18 protein-coding genes are annotated in these 21,462 nt (G+C 41.0%); 8 read left to right on the forward strand and 10 right to left on the reverse strand.

The window, feature by feature from the left end; genetic code table 11:
* Positions 1 to 797: 797 nt before the first annotated feature.
* The 4 genes from CVS86_RS06480 to mnmG all read right to left on the reverse strand — a co-directional run bounded on the left by CVS86_RS06480 (position 798) and on the right by mnmG (position 5,825).
* Complete coding sequence (locus CVS86_RS06480) at positions 798 to 1,838, reverse strand: c-type cytochrome (RefSeq protein WP_107791350.1); 1,041 nt, start codon at positions 1,836 to 1,838, stop codon at positions 798 to 800.
* A gap of 2 nt (positions 1,839 to 1,840) precedes the next feature.
* Positions 1,841 to 3,085, reverse strand: coding sequence for a cytochrome b (locus CVS86_RS06485; protein WP_107791351.1), 1,245 nt, complete (start codon positions 3,083 to 3,085; stop codon positions 1,841 to 1,843).
* A 10-nt stretch (positions 3,086 to 3,095) separates the two neighbouring features.
* Positions 3,096 to 3,599, reverse strand: a complete 504-nt coding sequence (gene petA, locus CVS86_RS06490; protein ID WP_103612822.1) for a ubiquinol-cytochrome c reductase iron-sulfur subunit — start codon at positions 3,597 to 3,599, stop codon at positions 3,096 to 3,098.
* Between the two features lie 363 nt (positions 3,600 to 3,962).
* Positions 3,963 to 5,825 (reverse strand): tRNA uridine-5-carboxymethylaminomethyl(34) synthesis enzyme MnmG, encoded by a 1,863-nt coding sequence (gene mnmG, locus CVS86_RS06495; RefSeq protein WP_107791352.1) that lies wholly within the window; start codon positions 5,823 to 5,825, stop codon positions 3,963 to 3,965.
* 171 nt (positions 5,826 to 5,996) lie between these two features.
* Here mnmG and CVS86_RS06500 point away from each other — a divergent pair, with 171 nt between their 5' ends.
* From CVS86_RS06500 to CVS86_RS06525, 6 genes are all read left to right on the forward strand, one after another.
* The gene (locus CVS86_RS06500) at positions 5,997 to 9,449 is read left to right on the forward strand and encodes an acyl-[ACP]--phospholipid O-acyltransferase (protein ID WP_107791353.1); all 3,453 of its coding nucleotides are present in this window, start codon (positions 5,997 to 5,999) and stop codon (positions 9,447 to 9,449) included.
* Between the two features lie 143 nt (positions 9,450 to 9,592).
* Positions 9,593 to 10,372 (forward strand): amino acid ABC transporter substrate-binding protein, encoded by a 780-nt coding sequence (locus CVS86_RS06505; RefSeq protein ID WP_103569424.1) that lies wholly within the window; start codon positions 9,593 to 9,595, stop codon positions 10,370 to 10,372.
* Positions 10,373 to 10,381: 9 nt separating this feature from the next.
* Positions 10,382 to 11,134: an amino acid ABC transporter substrate-binding protein gene (locus CVS86_RS06510; RefSeq protein WP_021093337.1), complete on the forward strand. Its 753-nt coding sequence runs from the start codon at positions 10,382 to 10,384 to the stop codon at positions 11,132 to 11,134.
* A 9-nt stretch (positions 11,135 to 11,143) separates the two neighbouring features.
* Entirely contained in the window at positions 11,144 to 11,896 is a 753-nt protein-coding gene (locus CVS86_RS06515) for an amino acid ABC transporter substrate-binding protein (RefSeq protein WP_021088117.1), read from the forward strand.
* 23 nt (positions 11,897 to 11,919) lie between these two features.
* Entirely contained in the window at positions 11,920 to 12,588 is a 669-nt protein-coding gene (locus CVS86_RS06520) for an amino acid ABC transporter permease (protein WP_021089366.1), read from the forward strand.
* Positions 12,588 to 13,325 carry an amino acid ABC transporter ATP-binding protein gene (locus CVS86_RS06525; protein WP_107791354.1) on the forward strand — a complete coding sequence of 246 codons (738 nt, stop codon included), beginning with the start codon at positions 12,588 to 12,590 and terminating at the stop codon, positions 13,323 to 13,325. The genes CVS86_RS06520 and CVS86_RS06525 overlap by 1 nt, the downstream gene beginning before the upstream one ends.
* A 30-nt stretch (positions 13,326 to 13,355) precedes the next feature.
* Here the strand turns inward: CVS86_RS06525 and fldA are convergent, their stop codons facing one another.
* The 4 genes from fldA to CVS86_RS06545 form a co-directional block, all read right to left on the reverse strand.
* Entirely contained in the window at positions 13,356 to 13,847 is a 492-nt protein-coding gene (gene fldA, locus CVS86_RS06530) for a flavodoxin FldA (protein WP_107791355.1), read from the reverse strand.
* 11 nt (positions 13,848 to 13,858) lie between these two features.
* The gene (locus CVS86_RS06535; protein WP_107791356.1) at positions 13,859 to 14,572 is read right to left on the reverse strand and encodes a UDP-N-acetylmuramate--alanine ligase; all 714 of its coding nucleotides are present in this window, start codon (positions 14,570 to 14,572) and stop codon (positions 13,859 to 13,861) included.
* A 3-nt stretch (positions 14,573 to 14,575) separates the two neighbouring features.
* Positions 14,576 to 14,887, reverse strand: a complete 312-nt coding sequence (locus CVS86_RS06540) for a DUF2325 domain-containing protein (protein ID WP_002939277.1) — start codon at positions 14,885 to 14,887, stop codon at positions 14,576 to 14,578.
* A gap of 137 nt (positions 14,888 to 15,024) precedes the next feature.
* The gene (locus tag CVS86_RS06545; protein ID WP_107791357.1) at positions 15,025 to 16,191 is read right to left on the reverse strand and encodes a sugar transporter; all 1,167 of its coding nucleotides are present in this window, start codon (positions 16,189 to 16,191) and stop codon (positions 15,025 to 15,027) included.
* 156 nt (positions 16,192 to 16,347) lie between these two features.
* Between CVS86_RS06545 and nifJ the strand changes: the two genes are divergently transcribed.
* Complete coding sequence (gene nifJ, locus CVS86_RS06550; protein ID WP_107791358.1) at positions 16,348 to 19,899, forward strand: pyruvate:ferredoxin (flavodoxin) oxidoreductase; 3,552 nt, start codon at positions 16,348 to 16,350, stop codon at positions 19,897 to 19,899.
* Positions 19,900 to 19,930: 31 nt separating this feature from the next.
* On the opposite strand, the gene CVS86_RS06555 is transcribed toward nifJ, so the two are convergent.
* Positions 19,931 to 20,362 (reverse strand): hypothetical protein, encoded by a 432-nt coding sequence (locus CVS86_RS06555; RefSeq protein WP_194169710.1) that lies wholly within the window; start codon positions 20,360 to 20,362, stop codon positions 19,931 to 19,933.
* A 96-nt stretch (positions 20,363 to 20,458) separates the two neighbouring features.
* Between CVS86_RS06555 and CVS86_RS06560 the strand changes: the two genes are divergently transcribed.
* A complete protein-coding gene (locus CVS86_RS06560; RefSeq protein ID WP_107791360.1) occupies positions 20,459 to 20,959 on the forward strand; it encodes a DNA-deoxyinosine glycosylase in 501 nt (166 codons plus the stop codon).
* Positions 20,960 to 21,030: 71 nt separating this feature from the next.
* Here CVS86_RS06560 and CVS86_RS06565 read toward each other — a convergent pair whose 3' ends face one another.
* Positions 21,031 to 21,435, reverse strand: coding sequence for a hypothetical protein (locus CVS86_RS06565; RefSeq protein WP_141090652.1), 405 nt, complete (start codon positions 21,433 to 21,435; stop codon positions 21,031 to 21,033).
* Positions 21,436 to 21,462: the final 27 nt, after the last annotated feature.

Here is a 21,462-nt window from a genome sequence, read left to right on the forward strand (position 1 = left end):
TTTCGGCTCTAAAATTTGAGCTAAGCGGTTAGTGAAGCCAAATTTTAGTAGTCAATTCTTGCGAGTGAATGAAAGTTTAAAATTTGCTTTGAGATGTAAATTTATCAAAAGGGAGACAAGGGGACTTGAATTACGAAGCCGTCCCCTTATCCCCCTTTTTAAATCCCCTAATCCCCTCGCACGTTCAAGGGGCATGCGATAGCACTATCGTGCCGCATGTGTTTTATGCCAAAGGAGTTTATAACAAATTTTAAAATTTATGAGCGAGCATATCACGGCTCTAAATTCAGTGCTAAACGTAGTGTAGCCTAAATTTAGTAGTCTGCTAAGGCGAGTGAGTAAGATTTTAAAATTTGTAAATTAAAGTTTTTTTGAAATTCAAAGTTTATTTCTTTGTTAAGGGGGAAGAGGCTTGAATTACGAAGTCGCTCTCTTCCCCCTTAACAATCCCCTAACCCCGACGACGTTAGAAGTGGCATGCAATGATGCTGGCGCATTGCATGCAGTTTGCTTTTAAGAAATTTCTAACAAATTTTAAAATTTCATGAACGAGTAATTTCGGCTCAAAAATTTGAGCTAAGCTACAAGCGAAGCCAAATTTTAGTAGTCAATTCTTGCGAGTGAATGAAATTTTAAAATTTGTAAATTTGTTTTGTTAAATCATGTTAGTGTCAAGTAAATTTAAAAATTTGCAAAGACAGTTTGATTAAATTTATAAAAGAATAATTTTAAAGAATACCTATTTATATATGTAAATTTGCTAGAGAGAATTTAAGAGCCAAAAAGGCTCTTAAATTTTAGTGGAGTTCGCTCCAGACTTTGCGTTTCCAAAGCCAAGCAAAAATTCCCAAGATGAAGAAGTAGATCATGACATAAAGTCCTGTGCTCTCGCGCTCAGCCTTTTTACTATCGCCTACTTTTTCTATGTAAGATACTATGTCGTCTTCAGCGGCTTTGTTTAAGCCAACTCTAGGCATAGCAGTGCCTGGAAGCATCTTTTGAGTATCGTTTATAAATTTATGCAAGTAGTCAGCACCTTTTGAGCGGATCATCATAGATAGATCAGGTGGGTTTGAACCCATATAAGCTGCGAGGCTTACTTTGTTGCCAAGAGTATATTTTTTATCATACTTCATATCGTGGCATCTTTGACATGCATCAGCAAAGACCTTTTCTTCAGTGATCTTACTCTTTGCATCTGCGTCAGCTGATACCTTTTTAAGATAAGCAACTATGTCAGCGATCTCAGCGTTTATATCGCCACCAGCACCCATAAATGCAGTCATCGGATAAGGATGCTCGTCGTTAAATTTATGTGATAGTTTTACAGCCATAGTTGGATTTTTGATAAGTGCAGCCAAAAATCTCTCGTCATAAATTTTACCAGCTGTGCTAAGATCTGGTGGCACTACACCAAAGCTTTGGCTAGCTGTCTCAGCGTCCATGCTAGCTGGCATACCAGCTGCTTCGATGCCGTGACAGCCTGTACATCCAGCTGCGCCAAATGTCTCAGCACCTTTTGCAGCGTCACCTTTTGCAAGGTCGATCGAATTTATATCAGCCCAAAAAGCTGTATAGTCATCAAGAATTTTTTGTGCTGTCTCAACATCTTTTGTAGCCGCTTCTATGCTAGCCTTATTGCCGCTAGCTTTTGCAGCCTCAAGCGCCTCTTTTTTCTGCTCTAAAAAGTGCTTTGCGTAGTCAGTATCTTCTTTTGAGAAGTTGTACTCAGCATTTGCAGTGTGCGGATGAAGCTTTGTATGAGCGTAAGGCTCGATACCCCAGTATAAAATACCTGAAAGGATAACAACGATGGCAAAAATTTTAAGCTCTTTCATAATTAGCCCCTTTTTCTTTCAAGTATTGTGATAACTGGAAGTGCGATTATAAATAGCACTAAAAATAGCAGTGAAGCGTAAAATCCTATCCAGTCATTGATGCCGCCTGTTGGGAGCTTGCCATATATAGATAAGACGATAAGGTCTGCAACTAGCACCCAAAACCATACGAAAAATAGTGGTCTTTTGTGAGCTGGAGCTACAAGACCGCTTCTATCAAAAAGTGGTATAAGCATAAACGCAACGCCTGCAAAGGCAAATGCGATAAGACCGATGTTATAAGCTGAAATTCCAGCTATATCAAAGAAGAAGCCACGTAAAATTTCATATTGCCACAAGAAGTACCACTCTGGGTAGATGTGTGGTGGAGTTTTTAGCGGATTTGCTGGCTCAAAGTTGATAGGATCCATCGCAAAGTTGAAGTGATAGCAAACAAGATAGATGACAAAGATCATGAAAAATGATACATACATGAAGTCTTTTGCCAAAAATCCTGGCCAAAATGGTATAACTTTAGCTTTTGCTCTGTCACCGTGTAGATACTCTTGCGCCTCTACTTCAAAGTCGATATCTTCGCTTGTTAGGTTATTTACGTGAGGAACTCTTAATGAGTAGAAGTGAATAACCAAAACAACGATAGTTACAAGTGGTAGCAAGCAGACGTGAAGCATGAAAAATCTAGTAAGTGTTGAGTCACCAACTGCATAGTCGCCCCTGATCCACTCAACCAAAGCATCGCCGATAACCGGCACACCACCAAAAAGCTGAGTGATAACAGTCGCCGCCCAGTAGCTCATCTGTCCCCATGGGAGCATGTAGCCGCTAAATGCCTCTGCTGAAAAGCAGATAAATAGCACCATACCGCTTACCCAAATGACCTCTCTGCCTCTTTTGTATGAGCCATAGTAAAGTCCAGTAAGCAAGTGGATATACATGATAAGAAAGATAGTCGATGCTGAAATCGCGTGGATATGACGCCACAGCCAGCCGTACTCGACCTCTTGCATGATAGTGTAATTTACGCTATCAAAGGCTAAATGTATGTCTGGTTTGTAATACATCATAAGCAAAAAGCCAGTGATGATCAAAAGTAAGAAAAGTGTCGTTAGGATAACGCCCATCGCCCAAAGGAAATTTATATTTTTTGGGATCCAGTATTCGCTAACTAGAACCTTCATAAGTTTCGTAAAAGCTAGGCGCTGGTCAAGCCAGTCAATAACGCCAGTTGATTTATGAGATAAAGACATCGCTAACCTCCTAAGCTTTAGCTACTAATTTTTCATATTCTGGGCTTGTTTCGCCTAGAACTAGCTTGGTTCCATCTATCTTAAATGGTGGGATATCAAGCGGTCTTGGTGGAGGTCCGTATGTCTGTATGCCATCGACGTTAAATTCGCCGCCATGACAGGCACAGACAAACATTTGCTTGCTCGCTTTATACTCAGGGATACATCCTAGGTGTGTGCAAAGTCCGATAAGAACTACATATCTCGCATCTCCAACGACTACATCTCTCTTGTCGTTTTTAGCCATATCTGGACTTTTTTTGAGGATGAAAATAGGCTTTTTACGCCACTCAACCTGTCTCATCTCGCCATCTTTGATCGGGCTTAGATCGACAGTTGTAAAACCAGCGGCTTTTACGCTAGGGAGCGGATCCCAGGTCTTTTTCATGGCAACTAGTGACATCGCGCCACCCACAGCTGCCACTGCACCAAACGCAAGGCCGATAAAGCTTCGTCTTTCTTGCTTTACTGACATTAATTTCCTTTCTATAAATAAAATTTAAACGATTATACTCCCAAAAAATTAAAAAACTATAATCTCATAATATAGTTTGTAAAAATAAAGTGAATTTAAGCTTTTTTTACACCAAAATTTGAAATAAATTTATCTAAAAATACCTGTATATCATGACTTTAAGCTTTTTATAAAAGAGAAATTTGACCTAATGCCCAAATGTTAAGATAAAAAAATTTTCTATTTTAGTGCTTGTAAAATAGAAAATTTTAATAATAAAATTTATTAAACTTAAAAAATTATAAATAGCAACTACTAAAAACGAATGACTTTGTTTTAAATTTTAAACGCTAGTTAAACTTTAAAACCATAAAAGGCTTAAATTTAAGCCTTTTTCTCGCTTATTTTTATATAAATATGTAAGATATCGATCGCTGCTGGCGTGATACCTGAAATTTCACTCGCCGCAAAAAGCGTTGGCGGGGCAAATTTCTCAAGCTTTTCGACCACCTCGTTGCTAAGGCCACTTATGCTTCTAAAGTCGAAATTTTCAGGTATTTTCACATCCATCATATCTTTCATTTTTTCGATCTGATTTTTTTGCTCGCCGATGTAGTGCTGATACTTGCACTCGGTTAAAATTTGATCAATGCTCGCATCATCAAGTGTGGCAAATCTCTCATCAAGCTTTCTTAGTTTCTCAGCCGTGAAGCTCTTGCGTGCGACTATCTTTTGAAGGCTCACGTTTTGGCTGATCGGCTCTTCATCAAGGCTTGCTAAAAGCTCTAAATTTGCCTTACTTGGCGTGATCTGAGTCTCGTTTAAAAACTCTAACCCCTCTTTTAAATTTCTTCTTATATTTTCTATCTCGTTAAAAGTCTCATCATCAAGCAGCCCAAGCTCATGACCATATCCGCCAAGCCTTAAAATGGCATTTTCCTCACGCAAAAGCAAGCGATACTCCGCCCTACTCGTAAACATCCTATATGGCTCTTTTGTCCCTTTTGTGACAAGATCATCTATCAAAACGCCGATATACGCCTCATCACGTCGCAAGATAAGCGGTTCTTTGTTATCCAGCGAAAGCGCTGCATTTATACCAGCCATTAGCCCCTGAGCGCCGGCCTCCTCGTATCCAGTCGTGCCGTTTATCTGCCCAGCCAAGTATAGTCCTTTTACCTTTTTGGTCTCCAAGCTATGTTTTAGCTGTGTAGGCTCGACGTAGTCGTACTCGATGGCGTATCCATGCCTTACTATTTTGGCGTTTTCAAAGCCCTTTACAGAGCGGAGCATCTGCACTTGCACCTCATAAGGCAGGCTCGTTGAAAAGCCGTTTATGTAGTATTCTGTCGCTTCAAGGGTCTGAGGCTCTATGAAAAGGTGGTGTCTGTCGCGGTCGCCAAAGCGGTTTATCTTATCCTCGATACTAGGGCAATATCTTGGTCCGATACCCTCGATCTGGCCTGTAAAAAGCGGTGCTTTGTCAAAATTTGATCGGATTATCTCATGGGTGGTTTCATTTGTATAGGCGATGTAACATGGCAGCTGCGTTGGAGAGAAATTTTTAGTTCTAAAGCTAAATGCAACTGGCTTTGCATCGCCATCTTGCTTCTCTAAAATTTCAAAATTTATCGTTTTTGCATCAATCCTTGGGCATGTTCCAGTCTTTAGTCTGCCTAAATTTAGCCCAAGCTCTCTTAAGCTAGAGCTTAGATCCTTTGCACTTAGCTCGCCCACACGGCCAGCTTCAAGTTTGTTAAATCCAACGTGGATTAGCCCATTTAAAAATGTGCCAGTTGTAATTATCACTTTTTTTGCGTTATATATGTTATTTAGATGGGTTTTAACGCCTGTTACTTCGCCATTTTCGCTTAAAATTTCAGTGGCGATCTCTTGAGAAATTTCTAAATTTGGCGTGTTTAAAAGCAAATTTCTCATATAAACGCGGTATCTATCCATATCGATCTGAGCGCGGCTACCACGCACTGCTGGACCTTTGCTCTCATTTAGCACGCGAAACTGGATACCAACGGCGTCAGTTGTAAGCCCCATTTGACCGCCAAGTGCGTCGATCTCTTTTACAAGATGTCCTTTTGCAAGGCCTCCGATGGCTGGGTTGCAGCTTGCAGCGCCTATTTGCTCGGCTAATATTGTGATCAGTAAAGTTTTTTTGCCCATTCTAGCAGCCGCAAGACTTGCCTCAATGCCAGCATGTCCGCCGCCAACGACGATGATTTCATAGTCCATGATAAATTTTTCCTTATTTTTGATAGGCGGATTTTATCAAAAAGCATATAAAATTTAAATTTTTTCAAAGAAATTTCACCACAAAATTTATGGCTAGAGTTTTTTATTAATGATATTTTAAATATTTTGCTGTTAGATTTACAAAATTTAAAATCCAAAAAGGCTTTATTCATGAGGAATTTACTAAAAGTCACTGGCTTTTTGCCCTACCTTGCGATCGCATTTTTAAACGCAAGTGTCGATCTAGCGCACAAAATAACCATCCAAAACGTCCTTTTAAAGACCTACTCAGGCGACACGCTTTTTATCCTAACAGCCGTTATAAATGCGATGATCTTGCTTCCATTTATATTTTTATTTTCGCCTTCAAGCTTTATAAATGACAAATTTGCAAAGACAAAGGTTATTAGAATTTGCGCCGTCTTTGGCGTTGTTATCAGCGTTGCGGTGCTTATTAGCTACCTTTTGGGTGCTTTTGGCGTGGCATTTGCACTCACACTCATTTTGGCTGCTCAAAGTGCGATCTACTCGCCAGCAAAATATGGCATCATCAAAGCTCTCGTTGGCACTGAGCGACTTGGCACAGCAAACGGCGTCATCCAAGCGCTCACCATCGTAGCGATACTTGTTAGCTCATTTTTATTTTCATTTATATTTGAAAATTTATACATTCAAGGCGAAAACTCAGAAGAAATTTTAAAAAGCGTCTATCCTATCGGCATCTTTTTAGTTGTATTTAGCGCGCTTGAAGCATTTTTTGCCTACAAGCTGCCTTACATCAGCGAAACAAACGAACAATGCGGAGAATTTGAGCTCAAAAAATACATCAGCCTTAGCTACTTAAGAGAAAATTTAAAAGAGGTAAGATCAGATAAAAATATCTGGCTAAGCATCGCTGGACTTAGCATATTTTGGGGCATCTCTCAGATCATCATAGCAGCCTTCCCGGCTCACTACAAGGCAGTTTTTAATGACGATAGCTCTCTAGCGGTGCAGGCCATACTCGCAGCAAGCGCCATAGGCATAGCATTTGGCTCATACGTGGCTGGCTCTATGTCAAAGCTTCACATCGAGCTTGGTATCGTGCCGATGGGTGCTATTGGTATATTTTTCTCGCTTTTATTTTTCGCATTTGGCTCAAGCATCGGCGTAGTGAGCCTTAGTTCATTTGCATTTGGCTTTTTTGGAGGCATATTTATAGTGCCGCTAAATGCGATGATCCAGTACTTTGCCCCGCAAAAGAGCACTGGCAAGATAATGGCGGCAAACAACTTCTTGCAAAACGTATCAATGCTGCTATTTCTAGCCATTGGCATAGGTTTAGTGTATTTTGAAATTTCAACCACTGGCCTCTTTGTCTTTACAGCGCTTGTTTGCTTAGTCGGCAGTTTTTACGCCATTTTACAGCTTCCACACCTTTTTACAAGGCTACTTTTATTGCCATTTTTAAAGACAAAGTACCGCTTTTTCGTTGAAGGACTTCAAAATTTACCGCAAAGTGGCGGCGCACTACTTCTTGGCAATCACATCAGCTGGATCGACTGGCTCGTGCTGCAAGCTGCAAGCCCAAGGGGCATAAGATTTGTCATGTATAGAACGATCTATAACAAATGGTATCTAAAGCAAATTTTTAAATTTTTTAAAGTGATCCCAATAGGCGCAGGCGCTAGCAAAGAATCTATCGAGCTAGTTAGAGAGTGCCTAAAAAATGGCGAAGTTGTCGCACTTTTCCCAGAGGGTCACATCAGCTACAACGGGCAGATAAATGAGTTTCAAAAGGGCTTTGAGCTTATCATAAGAGATCTAGAAGAAATTTGCATCGTGCCATTTTACCTTCGTGGCCTTTGGGGATCTAGCTTTTCAAGAGCTAGTAAATTTTACAAAGACCTCACTTCTAAAAACGGCAGACGCGACATCATCGTCGCCTTTGGCAAGCCAATAACCACATTTATAAACGCTGCAAAGATGAAGCAAAAGGTGCTTGAGCTTAGCTTTTCATCGTGGGAGAGCTTTATCTCAAGGCAAAAACCACTAACGAGCGAATGGCTAAATAACGCAAAAGAGGATAAATTTAAAGAGTGCGTGAGCGACAGCACTGGACTAAATTTAAGCAACTTGAAATTTATAACAGCCGTTTTAGTATTTATCAAAATTTTCAAACGCGAGCTAAAAGATGAGAAAAATATAGGCATCTTGCTACCTAGCTCAAGTATTGCAGCGATAGTAAATATGGCGCTTCTTGCCATGGGCAAAGTGAGCGTAAATTTAAACTATACGTTAAATGAGACCTCGCTAAATCACGCCCTAAGAAAAGCAAATATAAACACAGTGATAACCTCTAGCAAATTTCTTGAAAAGCTCGCACTTAAGGGCTTTGATCTAAAAGATTCGATGAGCGGCAAGGCTAAATTTGCAGAAGATCTCTCAGCTAGCGTCTCAAAAAAAGAGAAAATTTTAGCGCTTTTAACTGCGTTTTTTGCCCCAACTTGGCTTATTAAGCTTTGCTATTTTAAGCGTGTAAGCTTAGAGGATACGGCCACCATTTTATTTAGTAGCGGCAGCGAAGGCGAGCCAAAAGGCATCGAGCTAAGCCACAAAAATTTACTTGCAAACATTAAGCAAATAAGCGAACTTCTAAATTTCAAAAAAGATGACGTGATATTAAACTCACTCCCTGTTTTTCACTCATTTGGACTAACAGTCACCACGCTCATGCCACTTTGCGAGGACATAAAAATGGTAAGCGTGCCTGACCCAACAGACGGAGCGACTATCGGCAAAATGGCTGCAAGACACAGCGCTAGCATCATCTTTGGCACCTCGACCTTCTTTAGGCTCTACACCAGAAACAAAAAGCTTCATCCGCTGATGTTTCAAAGTGCCAGAATGGTCGTAGCTGGGGCTGAAAAGCTAAAACCTGAGATAAAAGACGAGTTTAGGCTCAAATTTGGCATAGAAATTTATGAAGGTTATGGCGCGACCGAAACGGCGCCAGTAGCTGCTGTAAATATGCCAAATATCCTAGAAAAAGAGAGCCTAAAAGAGCTTACATTTAATAGACCTGGCAGCGTTGGCATGCCTCTACCTGGCACTATTATAAAAATAATCGACCCAGAGACGCTTGAAGAGCTAGAAACTGGCGAGGACGGACTCATCGTCATCGGCGGATCGCAGGTAATGAAGGGCTATCTAAACGACGAAGCCAAAACAAGCGAGGTAATCACGCACATTGATGGCGTAAGATACTATAAAACTGGTGATAAAGGCCACATAGATGAAAACGGCTTTGTATTTATCGTCGATAGATACTCAAGATTTGCCAAGATAGGCGGCGAGATGATAAGCCTTGGAAGCGTCGAAGAAGAGCTTGCAAAGGTGCTTGGGGGCGACGTAGTCTTTAGCAGTGCAAACGTGCCAGATAGCAAAAAAGGCGAAGCGATCGCACTTTTAGTAAAAAGCGGCACAGAGCCAGAAAATATCGAGCAAATTTTAAAAGAGAGCAGCCTAGCTCCTATAATGATGCCAAGCTATATATTTATCGTTGATGATATCCCAACGCTTGCAAGTGGCAAGGTTGATTTTAAGGGGGTAAAAGCTCTAGCGGTCTCACTTTTAGCGGAGTGAGCCGCCGCCCTTTTATTTTTGTGATAAAATAGCGCCAAAATATTACCTAGGTCGCAGTTGCGACTGACATTTGCATAAATCTTAAATTTATTTTTTTTTGCAAATTCCGTTATTGATTTTATTTTTTCTATAAGGAGTTTTGTATGAAATTTTCTAGTGCTTTTAAATTTGGTGCGCTCTGCGTAGTTGGCTGTTTGCTCTCTTTAAATTCTGCCTTGGCAAATTCTTACGAGCAGATCAAAAAAGATGGCGTCATAAGGATAGCAACAGAAGGCGTTTATTCGCCATTTTCATTTCACAATGAAAAAGATGAGCTAATGGGCTATGACGTGGAGATAGCAAGGGCTGTGGCTAAAAAACTAGGCGTAAAGCCAAAATTTATCGAAGCTTCATGGGATGCGATGCTTGCGGCATTTGACGCTGGCAAGGCTGATGTTGTGTTTAACCAAGTAAGTATAACCGATGAGCGAAAGAAAAAGTATGACTACAGCGTGCCATATATGGTCTCTTACTCAGCCATCGTTGTGCATAAAGACAATAACGACATCAAAAGTTTTGCTGATCTAAAAGGCAAAAGAAGCGTGCATTCAGTAAATAGCATGTGGATACCAACCGTTGAAAAGTATGGTGCCAAGCTAGTTGTGGCTGATAGTTTGAGCGATCAGATAAATTTAATCATCACAAAAAGAGCTGATGATACGATAGATGATGCGGTGATGTTTTATGACTACATCAAACAACATCCAAACGCCCCTATAAAGATCATCGAAGCTGGCGATGAGCCGATGTATACGGCTGCGATTGTTAAAAAAGGTAACAAAGAGCTACTAAATAAGATAAATAATGCCCTAAATGAGCTTAGCAAAGAAGGAGTTTTAAGCGAAATTTCGCTTAAATACTTCGGCAAAGACATTTCTAAATAAGGAGAATTAATGAATTTTAAGCCCATTTTTGGCTTTATCGCAGGTGCTTTTTTAGCTTTAAATTTAAATGCTTCAACTATCAAAAAAGGCGAGCTTATAGTTGCAACTGAAGGCACTTACTCACCTTACTCATTTTATGATGAAAAGGGCGAGCTAGTAGGTTATGACGTAGATATCGCAAAAGCTGTGGCAAAGAAGCTAAATTTAAAGATAGAGTTTCTAACAGCTCCATGGGATGCGATGCTAGCTGCATTTGATGCTGGCAAAGCGGACGTGGTATTTAATCAAGTTAGCATAAACGAAGATAGAAAGAAAAAGTATGATATGAGCGTGCCTTACACCATGCCATATCCAGTAATTGTCGTGCATAAAGACAATAACGACATCAAAAGTTTTGCTGATCTAAAGGGCAAAAAAAGCGTGCACTCTGCAACTAGCAACTGGGCAGCGATAGCTGAGAAAAATGGCGCAACAGTGGTCGTAGCCGATGGCTTTAGCAAAGGCGTGGAGCTTATCATCTCAAAAAGAGCTGATGATACGATAAATGACAATGTCACATTTTTTGACTACATCAAACAACGCCCAAATGCACCACTAAAGATCGCATATACTAGCAATGAGCCGATGCCAACAGCTGCACTTCTTAAAAAAGGTAACACCGAGCTACTAGAAGCGATAAACAAAGCGCTTGATGAACTAAAAGCCGAAGGCAAGATAAGCGAAATTTCGATGAAATATTTTGGAAAAGATATTTCAAAATAAAGGATTAAAATGAAATTTACAAATTTATTAAAAGTAGTAGCAGTGCTTGCAATGGCTCTAAATTTGCAAGCAAAAACTATAAAAGATGGCGTGCTAACAGTAGCAACAGAAGGCACTTACGCGCCTTTTACATTTTATAATGACAAAAATGAGCTAGTAGGATATGACGTAGATATCGCAAGAGCTGTGGCGCAAAAGTTAAATTTAAAAGTTGAGTTTCTAACAGCTCCTTGGGACGCGATGCTAGCAGCATTTGACGCTGGCAAAGCAGACGTTGTGTTTAACCAAGTAAGCATAACTGATGAGAGAAAGAAAAAGTATGCTTTTTCAGTGCCTTATACTGTGACATTTGGCGCTATCATCACTAGAAAAGACAATAACGACATCAAAAGTTTTGCTGATCTAAAAGGCAAAAAAGATGCCGACTCAGCAACTAGCAACTGGGCGAAAGTCGCCGTAAAATACGGTGCTGAGCACGTCGTAACAGATAGTTTTGCCAAAAGTATGGAGCTTCTTATATCAAGGCGTGTAGATGCTGTTGTAAGAGATAACATCGTATTTTACGACTTCATAAAAGAGCGCCCAAATGCACCTGTAAAGATAGCTGCCTCACTTGATGAGAAAGACTACACAGCAGCAGCTGTTAAGAAAGACAACGCCGAGCTTGCAGAGCAAATTTCAAATGCTTTAACTGAGCTTTCAAAAGAGGGCAAACTAGAAGCCATCTCAAAAAGCTACTTTGGCAAAGACGTCTCAAAATAAATTTATAAACCAACAAGGCAAAAATGGAAAATTTAGATAGAGTGATCGAGCTTGTTTCAAGCTCGACACTACCGATGATCATCGCGCTTTTAAAAGTGACGATCCCACTTACTTTGCTCTCGTTTTCGCTAGGGCTTGTCATCGCCATTATCACAGCAGTAGCGAGACTTTCAAATATAAAAATTTTAAAATTTATATTTGCCACCTACGTTTGGATATTTCGCGGTACACCGCTTCTTGTGCAGCTTTTTATCGTATTTTACGGGCTTCCTAGCATCGGTGTCACGCTTGATACTTGGAGTGCGGCTACTATAGCATTTAGCCTAAACGTGGGCGCTTATGCGTCTGAGTCTGTAAGGGCTGCCATACTTTCTGTGCCAAAAGGTCAGTGGGAGGCTGCCACATCGCTTGGCATGACACACTATCAAATTTTAAAGCGCATCATCGCACCTCAAGCAGTAAGGATCTCGCTGCCGCCGCTTTCAAACACATTTATAGGCCTTGTTAAAGACACTTCGCTAGCAGCTTCTATAACGATGGTAGATATGTTTATGGTCGCTCAAAGGATCGCAGCAAGAACCTTTGAGCCACTCATCCTCTACATCCTAGCAGCGCTCATCTATCTAGTGGTTTGCACACTTTTAACCTATCTTCAATCAAGGCTTGAAAAAGCTGTCTCAAGGTATGTCTAATGGCTATAAATTTTAAAAATATAAGCAAATCTTACGGCGATCATTTGGTGCTAGATAATATAAATACAAGCTTTAAAGAGGGGCAAACGACCGTGATAGTTGGCTCATCTGGTTGTGGCAAATCAACGCTTCTTAGATGCATAAATTTACTTGAGATCCCGCAAAGTGGCACTTTAGAAGTAGATGACAGGAGTGTAAATTTTAAAGAGAAGCTTAGCTCAAAAGAGCTTTTAGAAATTCGCAAAAAAACAGGCATGGTTTTTCAAAGCTTCAACCTCTTCCCGCACCTAACAGCGCTTCAAAATGTCACCGAAGCTCCGATCTACGTTCAAAAAAAGGATAAAAACAAGGCGATAAAAGAGGCAAAAGAGCTTTTAGCTAAAGTAGGGCTTAGCCACAAAGAAGACACCTATCCAAACAGGCTCTCAGGCGGACAAGCACAGCGCGTGGCCATAGCTAGAGCGCTAGCTGTAAATCCATACTTTTTGCTACTTGACGAGCCTACAAGTGCGCTTGATCCAGAGCTTGAGGCTGAAGTTTTAAAGGTCATCTTATCTCTTGCAAAAGAGAAAAAGTCTATGATCATCGTCACTCATAATATGAATTTTGCTAGAAAGATAGCTGATAGAATTTTGTTTTTAGATAAAGGCGTGATCGCGTTTGATGGCTTGGTAGATGAGTTTTTTAACAGCCAAAATGAGAGGATAAAAAGCTTCATCTCGGCTATGGATATATAAATTTAGCTAGAAGATCTAGCTAAATTTAGATTAAATAAAGTGTGGTTTTATCTGCTCTATCCAAGCTGAAATTCTACCCTCAGTCTTGTCGCTTTCGTTATCAGCGTCAAGCGCTAGACCTACAAATTTACCATTTCTTACGGCATCAGAGCCATCAAATGTATATCCGTCAGTGCTAACTTCGCCAACTACTTTTGCACCTGCTTTTACGACCTCGTCATAGAGCTTTGCCATGCCGTTACAGTACTCATCTGAGTAGCTCTCGCTATCGCCCATGCCAAAAACAGCGACCGTTTTACCGCTTAAATTTAACGCTTTAAAATCAAATGCGTCCCAGTCATCTTGAAGATCGCCGCTACCCCAAGTCGATGTGCCAAGGATGAGCTTATCAAAGCCATTTAGCTTCGCTGCGTCCACGTCAGAGACATTTAAAAGCTCGTTTTTAAGGCCTAGACCCTCGCTTATAAGTTTTGCTGCATCTTCGGTATTTCCCATGCTGCTTCCATAAACTATACCTATCATTTTTATCCTTTTTAAAAAATTTTACTAATAATCGTATAAGGCACGAGCTTTATGCACCCTCTTGCAAAGCAGTGTCTAACCTCAACGTGCCGCCTAAATTCCTCATTTCTAGGACAAACGATATAGACCATCTCGCACTCGCGACCAAGCGCGCAAACGGCTGCATCGATGTCGTCGTTTAAATTTCTCATATCATCAAAGCTCACCCTTTTAAAGCTTGGCATGACGCTGAGTAAATTTTTGCCATCTTTTTTGACCGAGATGACGCCGCCATTTAGCACGACCTCTTTGTCCTGATGGCGGAGGCGTATTTTATCATAAACAAACTGGCAAAACATCTGCGCCGCGTCAATGAAAAACTCAAATTCTCCGCTTCTATAAAGCATCTTTATCATCTTTGCAGCTGCCATCTTTGGCTCTTTTGCTACAAATCTTAACCATTTAAAATCATTTTTCAAATAGGCATTTATAACGATGTTTGAAGGTATGCAAAAGCTATCAACTGGTTTGAAATTTAAAAATTTATCACGCAGTAAGAAATTTATCCTAGCCTCAAAAATGTCTTTGAAATTTAGAAATTTAGCGTAAGAAAGCGGGATCTTTAGCTCGCTTTCAACGCCAACATTATAAAGTGCGATGAAAATTTTCGCACGCGAAAGCTTGTCAAGCTTTGCAAAAATACTTGGAGTTATTTCGCCAATATCTGATAAAAACCCGAACTTCATCGATTATTCTTTGCATCCAAATTCCTTATCTAGGCCAAAGACCTTACAATACTCGCAAAATACGCAACTAACGCTTCTTTTGGCACAAACGATAGGGATATTTCTCTTTTTTGCTTGAGTTTTAATGGTCTTCATCGTGTTGTGATTTAAAAAGCTAGTTAGCATCACCACGCACTCAGTGTCTTGCGGGATCGGCTTGCGATTTACGCGGTTTTCATTTCTAGCGTCCCAGTGCTCTATCTTTTCAGCTCCCAAATCATGCAAAACCGCCTTAATAGGCGTGATCTCATCTGCTCCGATAACTAAAACTGACATAACAAGCTCCTAATTTTTATTTGTTTTTCTGATAACGATTATAAAAAAGCTTAGCTAAAATTATTCTTAGTTATGATATTTATTATCACTTATTTGTAGAAATTTGTAACGTTTTTGGTTTTTTAAAAAGGCTAAATTTACTCAGCCTTTTTAAATTTAATCGCCGCAACGAGAAAGATGACAAGTCCAACCGCTGCAAAAAGGCTACCAACATTGCCGATATTTTGCTCACCAAGATGAACTATCGTTTGGTGTCCTATTAGCGCGCCAGCTCCTATGCCGATGTTATAAATAGCTGAATATATCGCCATCGCAGCGTCTGTGGCATTTGAGGCTAAGCTTAGCACTTTTATCTGAAAGCTCATATTTATCCCAGCTATGCCAAGCCCCCAGATAAAGGCAAGTGCAAGCATCAAAGTCTCATTTGTAGCGATGAAATTTAGCACAAGCAGGCAAGCTAAAATGATAGCTATTGAGGTAGCTGTAAAAGCATTTGGTATGAGCTTATAAAATTTAGAGAAAAGCACGCTTGCTACGATGCCAGCAACGCCAAACAAAAGCAAAAATATAGTGATAAATTTACCATCAAAGCCGCTTATGTCTTTAGCAAACGGCTCGATGTAGCTATAGGTGCTAAAATGTGCGCTGATAACGATAGCAGTTAGCAAAAATATCACCATCAAAAAGCCATTTCTTGCAAGCTCCGGCAGGCTCTTTAGCGAGCCTGAGTTTTTGCTAGGCAAAAGTGGCAAAATTTTATATAGCCAAGCGCCAACGCCCACAGCAAAGATCCCTATGAGCCCAAATGTGACACGCCAGCCTAAGCTATCGCCTAAAATCCTGCCAAGTGGCAAGCCAAGTATCATCGCCATCGATGTGCCAAGTGCTAAAAGCCCCAGAGCTTGCGAGCTTTTATTGATAGGTGCCACCCTAACAGCAAGCGAAGCGGTGATCGACCAAAATATGGCGTGCGAGATGGCTATTAGCACGCGAGCTATGACTAAAACAGTAAAATTCCAAGCAACAGCGCAAAGTGCGTGAGAAGCGACAAAAATGATAAAAACCTTTAAAAGTAGCGACCTTCGCTCTAAATTTGCAGTTAGTAGCATAAAAGGTAACGAGAGTATCGTCACACTCCACGCATATATCGTGATGATGAGCCCAGTATCAGCCGTGCTCATGCCAAAATCCTTTGCTATGTCGCTTAAAAGTGGCACCGGCACGAACTCGGTTGTATTAAATATAAAAGCTGCAAAAGCTAGCGCGATAACCCTTAGATAGGCTATTTTATGAATATTTATCAAAATTTCATCCTTTTTACTTTGCCTCTACAATATTAAAATTTGACTTACATCTTAGTTATTTATAAATTTTAATTTTTTAATGATAGAGATTAATGACAAATTTTGGATTTTTCTTTTATAATAAAGCCATTTTTAAGATAATTTTAAGGCGGAAATATGTCAAAAATAATGAAAACTATGGACGGAAACGAGGCCGCAGCTTACGCGTCATACGCATTTACCGAAGTAGCTGGAATTTACCCTATCACTCCTAGCTCGCCTATGGCTGACTACACTGACCTTTGGGCAGCGCAGGGCAAGAAAAATTTATTTGGTATGCCAGTAAAAGTAGTCGAGATGCAAAGCGAGGGCGGCGCAGCTGGCACGGTGCATGGCTCGCTACAAGTTGGCGCCCTAACTACGACCTACACAGCTTCTCAAGGCCTACTTTTAAAAATTCCAAATATGTATAAGATAGCAGGCCAGCTCCTCCCTGGCGTCATCCACGTCTCAGCTCGCTCACTAGCAGCACAGGCGCTTTCAATATTTGGCGACCACCAAGATATCTACGCCTGTCGCCAAACTGGCTTTGCTATGCTAGCAAGTGGCTCAGTGCAAGAGGTGATGGACATCGCTGGCGTGGCGCATTTAGCAGCAATCAAGGGCAGAGTGCCATTTTTACACTTCTTTGATGGCTTTAGAACGAGCCATGAAATTCAAAAAGTAGAAGTGATGGACTACGCACACTTTGATAGACTCCTTGATAGAGAGGCGCTACAGAAATTTAGAGACGAAGCGCTAAATCCAGAGAGCCCAAAAACAAGAGGTACAGCGCAAAATGATGATATCTACTTTCAAACAAGAGAGCTAAGCAACCGCTTTTATAACGCAGTGCCAGATATCGTGGCAAACTACTTAGCTGAAATTTCAAAGATCACTGGTCGTGACTACAAGCCGTTTAACTACTACGGCGACCCTGAGGCCACGCGCGTCATCGTAGCTATGGGCTCAGTGACGCAAACTCTTGAAGAGGTCGTTGATTATCTAAACGCAAAAGGCGAAAAAGTGGGCATCATCAAGGTGCATTTGTACCGCCCATTTAGCACAAAGTATCTATTTGACGTGATGCCAAAGAGCGTGAAAAAAATAGCCGTTCTTGACCGCACAAAAGAGCCTGGCAGCCTTGGCGAGCCGCTATATCTTGATATAAAAGCTGCATTTTACGGCCAAAAGGACGCCCCAGTCATAGTTGGCGGCAGATACGGCCTTAGCTCAAAAGACGTCGATCCTGCGCAGATGCTAGCTGTGTTTGAAAATTTAAACCAAAGCGAGCCAAAAGATGGCTTTACAGTTGGTATCGTCGATGACGTAACCTTTACGTCGCTACCAACTGGAGAGAAAATTTCACTAAGCGACGAGAGCGTTAAAGAGTGCTTATTTTACGGCCTTGGAGCTGACGGCACCGTGGGCGCGAACAAAAACTCTATAAAGATCATCGGCGATAAGACTGATCTTTACGCGCAGGCATATTTTGCCTACGATAGTAAAAAATCAGGCGGTTACACACGCTCACACCTTCGCTTTGGCAAAAAGCCGATCCGCTCGACCTACCTCGTCTCAAACCCGCACTTTGTGGCTTGCTCGGTCGCAGCATATCTTGAAATTTACGACGTCATTGATGGTATCAGAGAAAACGGCACATTTTTATTAAACTCTATCTGGGACGCAGAGCAGACCATAGCGAAGCTGCCAAATAAAGTTAAGAAAATTTTAGCTAGCAAAAATATAAATTTCTACATCATAAACGCAACAAAGCTAGCACACGATATCGGCCTTAAAAACCGCACAAACACCATAATGCAGTCGGCATTTTTCAAGCTTGCTGACATCATACCATTTGAAGATGCGCAAAAATATATGAAAGAGTACGCACACAAAGCCTACGCTAAAAAAGGCGAGGCGATCGTGCAGATGAACTACAACGCTATCGACGTTGGCGCAAATGGGCTCATAAAAGTGCCAGTCGATCCTGCGTGGGCAAATTTAGCAGACGATGAACAAAAAGATGAAAAATATATCGGCAACAGCTTCATCGAAAACGTCGTAAAACCGATAAATGCGGCTCGCGGTGACAGCCTACCAGTCTCAGCCTTCATAGGCTACGAGGACGGCCACTTTGAAGCTGGTACGACGGCTTACGAGAAACGCGGCGTTGGCGTCATGGTGCCAAAATGGATCGAGCAAAACTGCATCCAGTGCAACCAGTGCGCATTTGTCTGCCCACACGCTGTAATCAGGCCATTTTTGATAGACGAAAACGAGCTTAGCGTAGCCCCAGATGGCGTAAAAGAGCATAACCTAGAGGCAAAAGGCAAAGAGGTTAAAGGACTAAAATACAAGATCCAAGTAAGCCCGCTAGACTGCACAGGCTGCGAGCTGTGCGCTCAAAACTGCCCAAGCAAGGAAAAATCGCTCGTCATGGTGCCGCTTGAAGAAGAGCTAGGCAAAAACGAGCAAGAAAATGCTGATTATCTATTTAAAAAGGTCGCTTACAAAGACGATCTCATGAACAAAGAGAGCGTTAAGGGCGTTGGCTTTGCTAAGCCGCTCTTTGAATTCCACGGCGCTTGCCCGGGATGTGGCGAAACTCCGTATATCACGCTTATTACAAGGCTCTTTGGCGAACGTATGATTGTGGCAAACGCGACTGGTTGTAGCTCGATATATGGCGGCTCTGCCCCATCTACTCCGTACACCACAAATGACGAAGGCAAGGGCGTTGCGTGGGCAAATTCGCTATTTGAAGATAATGCTGAGTTTGGCATGGGTATGAACGTAGCGATGGAGACTATGCGCCACCGCATCGAAGATATTATGAGAAACAACATAGATAGCGTGCCAAACGCACTTTCAGCGCTTTTCAACGACTGGATAAATTTCAAAAATGATGGCGTTAAAACGCAAGAGATCACGAAAAATTTATTGCCTATTTTAGAGCAAAATTTAAGCGCGCCAGGCGTTAAAGAAATTTTAGAGCTTAAGAAATTTCTCATCAAAAAATCGCAGTGGATCATCGGCGGCGACGGCTGGGCGTATGACATCGGCTTTGGCGGACTTGACCACGTGTTAGCAAGCGGCGAGAACGTAAACGTGCTAGTGCTTGACACCGAAGTTTATTCAAACACTGGCGGCCAAAGCTCAAAATCAAGCCGTGCAGGCTCGATAGCGCAATTTACAGCTAGCGGCAAACCGATGCAAAAAAAGGACCTTGGCTACATCGCAATGACTTACGGCAACATTTTTGTAGCGCAGATCAACTCAAACGCAAGCCAAGCAAACGTGATAAAAGCGATCTCAGCAGCTGAAGCGTATGACGGCCCAAGCCTCATCATCGCCTACTCTCCGTGCATCGCTCACGGCATCAAAGGCGGCTTGTCACAGTCAGGCGGCCAAGGCGAACTCGCTACAAAATGCGGATACTGGCCGACATACCTATACGATCCGCGCCTTTTAAAAGAGGGGCAAAATCCTCTAAAAATCACCTCAAAAGAGCCAGACTGGTCGCTTTATGAAGAGTTTTTGCTAAACGAGGTTCGCTACAACTCGCTTAAAAAGACCAACCCTGAGCACGCAGACGAGCTACTAGCTAAAAACAAAGCCGACGCACAAAGACGCTACCGCCAGCTAAAACGCCTAAGCCTAGCTGACTTTAGCGACGAAATCAATTAAATTTTAGGTGCTTTTGCACCTAAAATTTACTCTAACAGCTAGAATACATCTTGCTTGAAATCTTTTTAAATTTAATACTGCATATCTCGTCAAAGGCAAAATGGCGCTCCTTAAGATCGCCCATGATATATGAAAAATAAAATTTCTTCTCCGCAAAAGCCACTTCACTGGCTATGATCTCGTCAAGAGCGCTGTCATCTATATAAAAATTTTTAAAAAGGACACTTAGCTCGTAGTAGCCATTTTGCAAGTCTCCGATATAAAATTTAGCCCTAGCGCCACTTTTCATAAAGATAAAAGATACTATCTTTGCGTCACTAAAATTTAGATCTACAAAAATTCTCTCAAGCGTCTTTAGCTCGCCATAAAAAGACTTTATATACGAGTCATAATCCTCTATCCTCTTTTTAAACTCATCATCGTCTAGATCGCCACTTGTCCAGCTCTTATCGAAAAACCTCATCTTGCGCCAAGGCACTGCAGCTCCTTAAAATTTAACTTCTAAAGCAAATTTTATATATCATTATCTAAAATTATTCATAAATTTAAAAGGCAAAATATGAGCCAAACGCACTCTTTTAAGCCAATCTTTGACAAAAACTCTAAAATTTTGATCCTTGGTTCATTTCCATCTGTCATATCTCGTAAATTTGGCTTTTACTATACAAATCCGCAAAACCGCTTTTGGCAGGTGTTGGCTGGGATATTAAACGCTCCGCTGCCTGCGAGCACGGATGAAAAGATAAAATTTCTACTTTCTCACCACATCGCGATATATGACGCGGCGATATCATGCGAGATAGAGGGCTCAAGCGATGCCAAGATGAGCAAGATCGTGCCTGTAAATTTAAAGCCATTATTTAATGAGGCAAATATTAAGCAAGTCTATGCAAATGGTGGCAAGGCTTATGAAATTTGCAAAAAATACTTAGAAGGCGAGATCATAAAAGCGACAAAAAATGAAGTGATAAAACTACCATCAACCAGCCCTGCAAATGCTAAATTTAGCCTTAAAAAGCTTGCAAACGAGTGGTCGATGATAGCTAGAGCGCTAGAATAACAAAAATCAAAATGACTTTACCTTTAAATTATTTTTGCCTTGCGCCATTTTGCATTATAAAATTTATAAACTTACCTCTTTAACTTTCGCTTTTTATTTCTAGGCTTTGATCTAAACAGCGGCCCAGTTTTTGGTTTTGCCCTTGTTTCATAGTGTATGTTATAGCACTTTAGCAGCTCTTGTCCGCACTTTTCACATGTAGTTTCACCTATATTATAAAATTTCATGCAGTCAGGGCACCACATACCCTCTAGTCTTTGCACGACTGGTGGCTCTTTTCTAAAAGCCATCCAAAAACCATAGATGCTTAGCACCAAAAATCCAAATGCTGGTAGCAAGTATAAATAACCAGCATCGTCAAATTTAAAAAATTTTTTGCCTACCTTTACATTTTTATGTATTAGCATAGATATACAGTCAAGCAAGCACATAAATCCTATAAAAGACCAGCCTATGCGTTTAAATATATAAAACATTATAAAAATTAAATCTTCACTAATACA

The sequence above is a fragment of the Campylobacter concisus genome, assembly GCF_003048605.1.
Classification (GTDB): domain Bacteria; phylum Campylobacterota; class Campylobacteria; order Campylobacterales; family Campylobacteraceae; genus Campylobacter_A; species Campylobacter_A concisus_BM.